Annotated in this window: 9 protein-coding genes and 2 tRNA genes; 4 read left to right on the forward strand and 7 right to left on the reverse strand. The window is 64.4% G+C overall.

The annotated features are described in order from the left end of the window. Window positions 1-106: 106 nt before the first annotated feature. From EBBID32_RS16545 to aqpZ, 3 genes are all read left to right on the forward strand, one after another. The gene (locus tag EBBID32_RS16545; RefSeq protein WP_006961453.1) at window positions 107-694 is read left to right on the forward strand and encodes a 5-formyltetrahydrofolate cyclo-ligase; all 588 of its coding nucleotides are present in this window, start codon (window positions 107-109) and stop codon (window positions 692-694) included. Continuing rightward, the gene (locus tag EBBID32_RS16550) at window positions 691-933 is read left to right on the forward strand and encodes a DUF2842 domain-containing protein (protein ID WP_006961454.1); all 243 of its coding nucleotides are present in this window, start codon (window positions 691-693) and stop codon (window positions 931-933) included. Before EBBID32_RS16545 ends, EBBID32_RS16550 begins: the two co-directional genes overlap by 4 nt. Before the next feature lie 264 nt (window positions 934-1,197). Further along, window positions 1,198-1,929, forward strand: a complete 732-nt coding sequence (gene aqpZ, locus EBBID32_RS16555; protein WP_006961458.1) for an aquaporin Z — start codon at window positions 1,198-1,200, stop codon at window positions 1,927-1,929. Window positions 1,930-2,009: 80 nt separating this feature from the next. On the opposite strand, the gene EBBID32_RS16560 is transcribed toward aqpZ, so the two are convergent. From EBBID32_RS16560 to EBBID32_RS16570, 3 genes are all read right to left on the reverse strand, one after another. Continuing rightward, window positions 2,010-2,086 (reverse strand) — tRNA-Asp (locus EBBID32_RS16560). An 82-nt stretch (window positions 2,087-2,168) separates the two neighbouring features. Next, window positions 2,169-2,245, reverse strand: a tRNA-Asp gene (locus tag EBBID32_RS16565). Between the two features lie 42 nt (window positions 2,246-2,287). Further along, window positions 2,288-3,442 (reverse strand): AI-2E family transporter, encoded by a 1,155-nt coding sequence (locus EBBID32_RS16570; RefSeq protein ID WP_006961460.1) that lies wholly within the window; start codon window positions 3,440-3,442, stop codon window positions 2,288-2,290. A gap of 183 nt (window positions 3,443-3,625) precedes the next feature. Here EBBID32_RS16570 and EBBID32_RS16575 point away from each other — a divergent pair, with 183 nt between their 5' ends. After that, a complete protein-coding gene (locus EBBID32_RS16575; protein WP_006961461.1) occupies window positions 3,626-4,099 on the forward strand; it encodes a hypothetical protein in 474 nt (157 codons plus the stop codon). A 3-nt stretch (window positions 4,100-4,102) separates the two neighbouring features. Here the strand turns inward: EBBID32_RS16575 and EBBID32_RS16580 are convergent, their stop codons facing one another. From EBBID32_RS16580 to thyA, 4 genes are all read right to left on the reverse strand, one after another. Next, on the reverse strand, window positions 4,103-5,404 hold the full coding sequence (locus EBBID32_RS16580; RefSeq protein ID WP_006961463.1) for a dihydrolipoamide acetyltransferase family protein: 1,302 nt from the start codon (window positions 5,402-5,404) through the stop codon (window positions 4,103-4,105). Between the two features lie 6 nt (window positions 5,405-5,410). Then, window positions 5,411-6,415: an alpha-ketoacid dehydrogenase subunit beta gene (locus EBBID32_RS16585; protein ID WP_037491368.1), complete on the reverse strand. Its 1,005-nt coding sequence runs from the start codon at window positions 6,413-6,415 to the stop codon at window positions 5,411-5,413. A gap of 214 nt (window positions 6,416-6,629) precedes the next feature. Further along, a complete protein-coding gene (locus tag EBBID32_RS16590) occupies window positions 6,630-7,925 on the reverse strand; it encodes a 3-methyl-2-oxobutanoate dehydrogenase (2-methylpropanoyl-transferring) subunit alpha (protein WP_006961466.1) in 1,296 nt (431 codons plus the stop codon). Between the two features lie 119 nt (window positions 7,926-8,044). Next, the coding region (gene thyA, locus EBBID32_RS16595; protein ID WP_037491371.1) for a thymidylate synthase at window positions 8,045-8,500 on the reverse strand (456 nt) is incomplete at its 5' end.

Below are 8,500 nucleotides of genomic sequence, written 5' to 3' on the forward strand. Positions count from 1 at the left end.
GTGTCACCCTATCGAGAGGGGGACACCCCTCCGGCTGGCCTGCGGCCACCCACCTCCCCTTGCAGGGGAGGATTTTGTTACGTCCTGCCAACCCCGAAAGACTCTCATGCGCGATAATGGCGACAGCGCCGATAAACAGACGCTTCGCATCTTGGCCCGCGACCGCCGCCGCGCCTTTGTCGCGGCTCTCGATCCGCTGGCGCACCGGCTGGCGTTCAAGGTGCTGCCATCCCCCCTCGCCCGCCGCATCGCCGACGCACAGGTGGTGGCGCTCTATATGGGGCTGGACGATGAAGCCCCCGCGCAACGGCTGGCGCATCAGTTGAGCGCCATGGGCAAGACCGTGGCGTTGCCGCGCGTGCTGGATCGGCTGGGCAGCATGGATTTCCTGCGCTGGCAGCCTGACGACATCCTGCTGCCCGGTCCGTTCCGCACCAGCCATCCCGAACCGGGCGATGGCCCGGTGACGCCTGACGTCATCATCGCGCCGCTGGTCGGGTTCGATCGCGCGCTCAATCGGCTGGGTCAGGGCGGCGGCTATTATGACCGTGCCTTCGCCCGCCTGCCCGACGCCCTGCGCATCGGCATCGCCTGGTCGGTGCAGGAACAGGAGGCCGTGCCCGCCGACCCGTGGGATTTGCCGCTGCACATGATACTCACCGAAGTCGAACTGATCGAGGGGGCTGCACAATGAACATCGACCCGCGCCATTATCACCAGCCAAGCTGGCGCAAGCCGGTGGGCATGCTGGCGATCGTCGCGTTGATCGCATTGTGGGCGGTCCTGGTGGCCAGCCTGTCGGGCCTGATCGGTACGCTGCCGGTCTGGTTGCAGACGCCGCTCTATGTCGTGCTGGGGATTGTCTGGATCTGGGTGCTGCCGCTTCGCCGCCTGCTTGCGTGGATGGAAACGGGGCGCTGGAGGCGCAGCTGATTTGCGCCCGTGACAAGCACCTGCTCCCCCTGTATTCCTTCCGTTAAGGAAGCGTAACGGATTGTCCCCGATTGCGGAGACGCGCGCCGCTTCCTGACTGCGGAAGGGGGGCGAAGCCATGTCCATGCGCCAGTCGACTCATGAACCGGACGCGCAGCTGTTCGGTCGCTTCCCTGACATCCCTGAACGACCGGGCGGCGGCCATCGCGCACCGGCGGACCACAGCCTGCCGATGGCCTTTGCCAACCCATGCAGGAGGATGCGATGATTCCCTTGAGCAAGCGGCTGTTTGCCGAAGCATTTGGTACATTCTGGCTGGTTTTCGGCGGTTGCGGCAGCGCGGTGCTGGCGGCAGCCTTTCCTGACGTGGGCATCGGCCTGCTGGGCGTCAGCCTGGCGTTCGGGCTGACGGTGCTGACCATGGCCTATTCGATCGGCCATATTTCGGGTTGTCACCTCAATCCGGCCGTGACCGTCGGCCTGTGGGCGGGCGGACGCTTTCCGATGCGCGACATCGCCCCCTATATCATCGCGCAATTGATCGGCGCAGTCATCGCTGCGCAGCTATTGCTGTTCATCGCCAGCGGCCAGCCGGATTTTGCCCTGACCGGCACCGGGCTGGCGGTCAACGGCTATGGCGCGCAGTCGCCCGGCGGCTACAGCATGGAAGCGGGCTTTGCAATTGAGGCGGTGCTGACGCTGGGCTTCCTCATCATCATCCTGGGGTCGACCGACAGCCGCGCGCCCGCAGGTTTCGCGCCGATCGCGATCGGACTGGCGCTGACGCTCATCCACCTGATCAGCATCCCGGTGACCAACACATCGGTCAATCCGGCGCGCAGTACCGGACCAGCACTGCTGGTCGGCGGGTTGGCGGTGCAGCAATTATGGCTGTTCTGGCTGGCCCCGATGGTCGGCGCGCTGGCAGCAGGCGGCGTCTATCGCTGGCTGGCGCAGGAACCGCTGGCACCCGCCATCACCGGCGACAATCTGTAAATCAGGGATATGCGGGCCGATACCATGCGTGTCGGCCCGAACTTCTGCGCGATTGCACCATTCCCTGCATCGGCAGGAAATGGCGCGAGTGACGGGGCTCGAACCCGCGACCTCCGGCGTGACAGGCCGGCACTCTAACCAACTGAGCTACACCCGCGCAGGGCGACATCTGTTCGGGATTTCATTCCCCAGACGATGTTGTCTGATCCACCTTATTCCCACCTTCCGACTAAGGAAAGTGGCGCGAGTGACGGGGCTCGAACCCGCGACCTCCGGCGTGACAGGCCGGCACTCTAACCAACTGAGCTACACCCGCGTTCGGTGTGGAAGCGCCGTCTATGTGCGTCCGCCGGGACTGTCAACCGTCCGCATCGGCTGTTTTTACATTCTCGTCACTTTCTTTGCGCGGCGCGACCGTCAGCGTCCCCTGCTCGAACAGGAAACCGGCGATATCGGGAGTGCCAGCGGCGGAAACCACGGTCTGGATGATGATCAGCAGCGGCACGCCCAGCAGCGCGCCCGGCGTCCCCCATACCCATCCCCAAAAGGCCAGCGACACCAGAATCAGCAACGGGTTCATCGTCAGCCGCCGCCCCAACACCGTGGGGGTGATGACATTCGCCTCGACCAGGTGAAAGCCAACCTGCAACGCGGCTGGCATCAGCGCCACCCACACATCGTCGAACACCATCAGCCCGCCGAGCGCCAGCAGCACCGCCGCCAGCATCGGCCCGAAATAGGGAACGAAGTTCAGCAGCGCGACGATGCCGCCCCACATCAAGGGCGATGGCATCCCTATCAGCCACAACGCCAGCGCGACCGCCAGCCCCAGGCACAGGTTGATGACGGCAATGGTGATGACATAGGCGGACGTGGCATCCACCACATTCTGGATCACCCGCGCGACCGCCAGCGCCCCGTCGAAACTCTCCCGACTGTTGATCGTACGCCGCCGCAGCCGGGTCCAGCCCGCTAGGAAGAAATAGATGATCAGCAGCGCAAACACCATCTGGATGATCGCGGACGGGGCAGACATGGCAGCGAACTGGAGCAGCGATCGCGGCGTATCGACCGTGGCGGTCTGCGCCGCCGCCACCGGCCCGGTCGCCAGCATCTGGACCGTTTCATCGACGAAGCGCTGGAGGTTGGAGTAAAAGTCGATCAATGGGGCCAGGTTCGCCTGTATCTGCGGCAAGCGCTGGGGCAGGATGCGGAACCAGTCGGTGGCCGGTACGATGATCAGCACCAGCGCGGTATTGGCGACCAACAGAAAGCCGATCACCGCCAGCAGCGCGGCCAGCCCCGACGGCAGCCGGTGCCGCTCCATCCATTCCAGCAGCGGCACCAGCGCGATCGCGATGACCAGCGCGGCGGTCAGCGGCAGGAAAAACTCCGCACCTGCACGCAACGCAAAGGGCAGCGCCAGCATCAGCCCGATGCCCGCCGTCAGCGCGATCGACGCGAGCAGCCGGTCACGCCTGCGGTTGATTTCCTGCTGCTCGTGCAGTGTCACGTTGGATTGATTCTCCGGTCGAAGGACCAGACCGATGTGCGCCCGCTGCCGCCGGGCGTCAATTTGCAAAGCGGCGCGAGGCAAAGGCTGATCGCGGGAAAACAGCGCCTTAACCAAATATTGGGTCAGCCGTTCTAGGGACTGACACGGGGACGAAAGACGGGGCCAAAAATGAAGCGAGTCATGAAGGCCGCCATATTGCCAGTGATCATCGCGCTGACGGGTCTGGCAGTACCGCAGGCGGCATGGGCGCAACCGGGCGTGCGGCTAGACACGCAAATGTTCGTCGAGCGGGTCACAACCGACGTCAACGGCCGTTCCCGGCGGATATTGGCCAGCGCCGACCGCGTTACGCCGGGCGACCAGCTGATCGTCATCGTCCACTGGCGCAATGACGGCAGCGCGCCGCTGCGTGATCAGGCCGTGATCCGCCCGCTGCCGCGCGGGGTGCAGATAGACCCAAGTGATCCGTCCATGCAGGTATCGGTCGATGGCGGCATGCATTGGGGGCGGATGGACCAGCTCTGGCTGCCGACGCCCCTGGGCGGCACCCGCCGCGCCGTGGCCGCCGACATCACCCATGTCCGCTGGTCGCTGCCCGACGCCGTGCCTCCGGGCCATGCCGGGCGGCTGAGCTATCGCGCAACGATGCGCTGATCTCTACTCCACGAACAGCAAGGCGGGATTTTCCAGCAGCCTGCGCACCGCCTGCACATAGCTGGCCGCGTCCCAGCCATCGACGACGCGGTGGTCGCAGCTGATCGACAGGTTCATCAGCTTCGCCGCAACGATCTCCTTGCCCCGGAACATGGGCCGCTCGATCACGCGGTTGGGACCGATGATCGCCACTTCCGGCCGGTTGATGACCGGGGTGGTGGCGATGCCGCCCAACGGACCCAGCGACGTCAGTGTCAGGGTGGAGCCGGACAGTTCCTCCGACCTGGCCTTGCCCGACCGGGCTGCATCGGCGAGACGACGGATCTCCGTCGCCAGTTGCCAGACATTGCGGTCCTGCGCGTCACGGATCACCGGCACCATCAGCCCCGTATCGGTCTGCGTCGCCAGTCCCAGATGCACCGAACCATGGCGCGTCACGACGCCGGCCTCATCATCATAGCGGGCATTGAGCATCGGGAAATCGGGCAAAGTCTTGCAGATCGCGACGATCAGCAGCGGCAACATGGTGAGCTTTGGCCTGTCGCCGCGCCCGGCGTTCAGTTGCTCGCGCAGTGTCTCCAGTGCGGTGACGTCGATTTCCTCGACATAGGTGAAATGCGGTATGTGCCGCTTGGACGCGGCCATATTCTCGGCAATGCGGCGACGCATCCCGATGACCTTGACCTGCTCGTCGGGACGGCGCGTGGACGTGCCTGCCGCGCGATAGCCCTGCCCCTGCCCGTAAAGCAGATAGGCGTCGAGATCGGCATGGCGGATATGGTCGCCAGTGGATTTCACCTGCGCCAGGTCGATGCCCAAATCCTTCGCGCGGGCGCGGACGGCGGGGGAGGCGAGGATAGGTGAACTGGCCTTCTCCCCCTCCCCTTCAGGGGAGGCGATCGGGGGGTGGGGCGGTTCGGCAAGCGGCGCGCTATCGTCGATAGGCCCCACCCCAACCCCTCCCCTGTAGGGGAGGGGCTTTTCAGCTTCCGCCACCTCAACAGCCCCCGCCACCTCAGCCTCGATCGCCTCCACCGTCGGCATCGGCGCGGCGACATCCTCGCCTTCTACCTCAATCTCGACCAGCATTGCGCCGATCGACACCTGATCCCCCTCCTCGCCAGCCAGTCGCACGACGGTGCCCGCGATCGGGCTTTCCATTTCTACCGTCGCCTTGTCGGTCATCATGTCGGCGATGGGCTGGTCCTCCTCGACCCGGTCGCCGACCTTGACGTGCCAGCCGACGATTTCGGCCTGCGCGATACCTTCGCCAATGTCGGGCAGCTTGAATGTGAAGATGGCCATGACAGCTCAGTCCTTCATGATCTTGTTGATGGCTTCGCGGATACGGACGGGACCGGGGAAATAGGCCCATTCCAGACTGTGCGGGTAAGGCGTGTCGAAGCCTGTCACCCGCTCGATCGGCGCTTCGAGATGATGGAAGCAGCGTTCCTGCACCTGGGCCAGCAGTTCCGCGCCAAAGCCGCTGGTGCGCGTCGCTTCATGGACGATCAGGCAGCGCCCGGTCTTTTTGACCGACGCCTCGATCGTTTCGATGTCGAGCGGGACCAGGCTGCGCAGGTCGACAATCTCTGCGTCCAGACCCAGCATCGCCACCGTATGTTCGACGACATGGACCATCGTGCCATAGCAGAGGATGGTCAGCGCCTCGCCCGCCCGCGCGATCCGCGCCTTGCCCAGCGGGATACGATAATAGCCGGTCGGCACCTGCGCGTCCCTGTGCCCGGCCCAGCTGGTCGCCGGCGTATCATATTCGCCATCGAACGGGCCGTTATAGATGCGCTTGGGTTCAAAGAAGATGGTCGGATCATTATCCTCGATCGCCGCGATCAACAGTCCCTTGGCGTCGTAGGGGGTGGACGGGATCACCGTCTTGATCCCCGAACAATGGGTGAAGATGCCTTCGGGGCTTTGGCTGTGCGTCTGACCGCCGAAAATGCCCCCGCCAAAGGGCGAACGCACCGTCATCGGCGCGATGAACTCTCCCGCTGATCGGTAGCGCAGGCGCGCGGCTTCGGACACCAATTGGTCGAGCGCGGGATAGATATAGTCGGCAAACTGGATTTCCGGCACCGGGCGCAGGCCATAGGCACCCATGCCCACCGCCACGCCGATGATGCCACATTCGGTGATCGGCGTGTCGAACACGCGGTTCTTGCCATATTTCTGTTGCAACCCGGCCGTGGCGCGGAACACCCCGCCAAAAAAGCCGACATCCTCGCCCATGACCACGACCGTCGGGTCGCGCTCCATCATCACGTCCATGGCGCTGTTGATCGCCTGAATCATGTTCATGTGTTGAATATCAGTCATGGCACCATCCTTCCCTCGCCCCGGCGGGGAGAGGGTTGCGCAGACTTGGCAGCTTGCTGCCTAGTCGAAGCTGGGAGAGGGGGAACGGCGGCGGAAAGACGGGACCACGCAGCCCCCTCTCCAACCTTCGCTAGGCGGCAAGCCGCCAAGCTACGGTATCCTCTCCCCTTGGGGGAGAGGAGATGATCCAACGCCCTCACAGCCCCGCCGCCTTCCATTCGTCCAGCATCTGTTGCTGCTGTTCCTTCAGGTGCCAGGGCATCTCCTCGAACACATCCTCGAACATGCTTTCCATCGGATGGTGCAGGCCGTGGCCAAGGATGCCGTTCTTTTCCGCCTCGCGCGCGGCGTCGCGGACCGTTTCGGCCAGTTCCTTGTCCATCGCGGCGTGGCGATCCTCGTCCCAGATGCCCAAGCCGATGCAATGCTGTTTGAGCCGCGCGATCGGGTCGCCCAGCGGCCACAGGCTGCTTTCCTCGGCGGAGCGATAGGCGGTCGGGTCGTCCGACGTGCTATGCCCTTCGACGCGATAGGTGAAATGTTCGATCAGCGTCGGCCCGGCATTGGCGCGCGCCCGGTCGGCGGCCCAGCGGGTCGCGGCATAGACCGCCAGCACGTCATTGCCATCGACCCGCAGCCCGGCGATGCCATAGCCGACAGCGCGCGCGGCAAAGGTCGTCGCCTCGGCCCCGGCAAAGCCTGAAAAGCTGCTGATCGCCCATTGGTTGTTGACGATATTCATGATGACCGGCGCACGATAGACGCTGGCGAAGGTGCAGGCGCTATGGAAGTCGCCCTCCGCCGTCGATCCCTCGCCGCACCATGTCGCCGCGATCCGCGTGTCGCCGCGCGCCGCGCTCGCCATCGCCCAGCCGACCGCCTGGGGATATTGGGTCGTGAGGTTGCCGGAGATGGAGAAAAAGCCCGCCTCCCGCGCGGAATACATGATCGGCAACTGGCGACCCTTCAGCCGGTCGCCCTTGTTGGAATAAATCTGGTTCATCATGTCGATGATCGGCCAGTCGCGGGCAATCAGGATGCCCTGCTGGCGATAGCTGGGGAAGCACATATCGTCGCGATGCAGGGCGAGCGCCGCGCCGATCGACACCGCTTCCTCGCCGGTCGACTTCATGTAGAAGCTGGTCTTGCCCTGCCGCTGCGCCCGGAACATGCGCGCGTCGAACGCGCGGGTCAGCGCCATGGCGCGCAACATCCGCAGCAGCGTTTCGGGCGGCAGGTTGGGGTTCCACTGACCCACCGCCGCGCCATCTTCATCGAGCACGCGGACCAGCCCATAAGCCATGTCTCGCATGGTTGCCGGTTGGGCCGTCTCATCGGGCCGTGGTGCCGCATCGGCGGCGGGAATGTCGAAATGGGTAAAGTCGGCGCTCTCGCCGGGCCGGGCGGGCGGCTCAGGAACATGCAGGCGCAGCGGCGGGAGATTACGCCCCGATTCGCCCTGCAATCCTGCCGAAACGTGCGGATCGGTCATCCTGCCTCCTATGCTGCGTCGCAATAATGTTGCTTTACGCTATTATTATATTACGCCGTCGCGAAAGGCAAGCCTCCCTTACCCATATCCCCTTCTGCTATGTCCGGCTCACTGTCGGCTTAAACAGCAACAGGCGCGGAAATATGGGCCTGCGGCGCGTAGTCGCTCACCTCGAAATCCTCGATCGCGTAGCTGAAAATGTCCGACGGCCGCCGATTGATCCGCAGTTTTGGCGCACCCGATGGAATTCTCGCCATCTGTTCCTCCACCAACGCGGCGTGGTTCAGATACAGATGCACATCGCCGCCCTGCCAGACCACTTCGCCCGGCTCCAGATCGCATTGCTGCGCCAGCATCCGGGTGATCATCGACAGGCCGAATATGTTGAAGGCGAAACCCAGCCCCAGGTCGCAACTGCGCTGGAACAACAAGCCGTTCAGCTTCCCGTTCGACACCTGAAACTGATAGGTCATATGGCAGGGCGGCAGCGCCATATTGGCCACTTCCGCGACGTTCCAGCCGGTGAACAGCAACCGCCGCGACCCCGGCGTCGCCCGGATCGCCGCGACCAGATC

Origin of the sequence: Sphingobium indicum BiD32, assembly GCF_000382885.1 — a bacterium.
Classification (GTDB): domain Bacteria; phylum Pseudomonadota; class Alphaproteobacteria; order Sphingomonadales; family Sphingomonadaceae; genus Sphingobium; species Sphingobium japonicum_C.

What these genes read in the sequence shown, in the direction of transcription:
- EBBID32_RS16545 (WP_006961453.1), top strand. Translation starts at nt 107, where the DNA reads ATGCGCGATAATGGCGACAGCGCCGATAAACAGACGCTTCGCATCTTG.
- EBBID32_RS16550 (WP_006961454.1), top strand. Translation starts at nt 691, where the DNA reads ATGAACATCGACCCGCGCCATTATCACCAGCCAAGCTGGCGCAAGCCG.
- aqpZ (WP_006961458.1), top strand. Translation starts at nt 1,198, where the DNA reads ATGATTCCCTTGAGCAAGCGGCTGTTTGCCGAAGCATTTGGTACATTC.
- EBBID32_RS16575 (WP_006961461.1), top strand. Translation starts at nt 3,626, where the DNA reads ATGAAGGCCGCCATATTGCCAGTGATCATCGCGCTGACGGGTCTGGCA.
- EBBID32_RS16580 (WP_006961463.1), bottom strand. Translation starts at nt 5,404, where the DNA reads ATGGCCATCTTCACATTCAAGCTGCCCGACATTGGCGAAGGTATCGCG.
- EBBID32_RS16585 (WP_037491368.1), bottom strand. Translation starts at nt 6,415, where the DNA reads ATGAACATGATTCAGGCGATCAACAGCGCCATGGACGTGATGATGGAG.
- EBBID32_RS16590 (WP_006961466.1), bottom strand. Translation starts at nt 7,925, where the DNA reads ATGACCGATCCGCACGTTTCGGCAGGATTGCAGGGCGAATCGGGGCGT.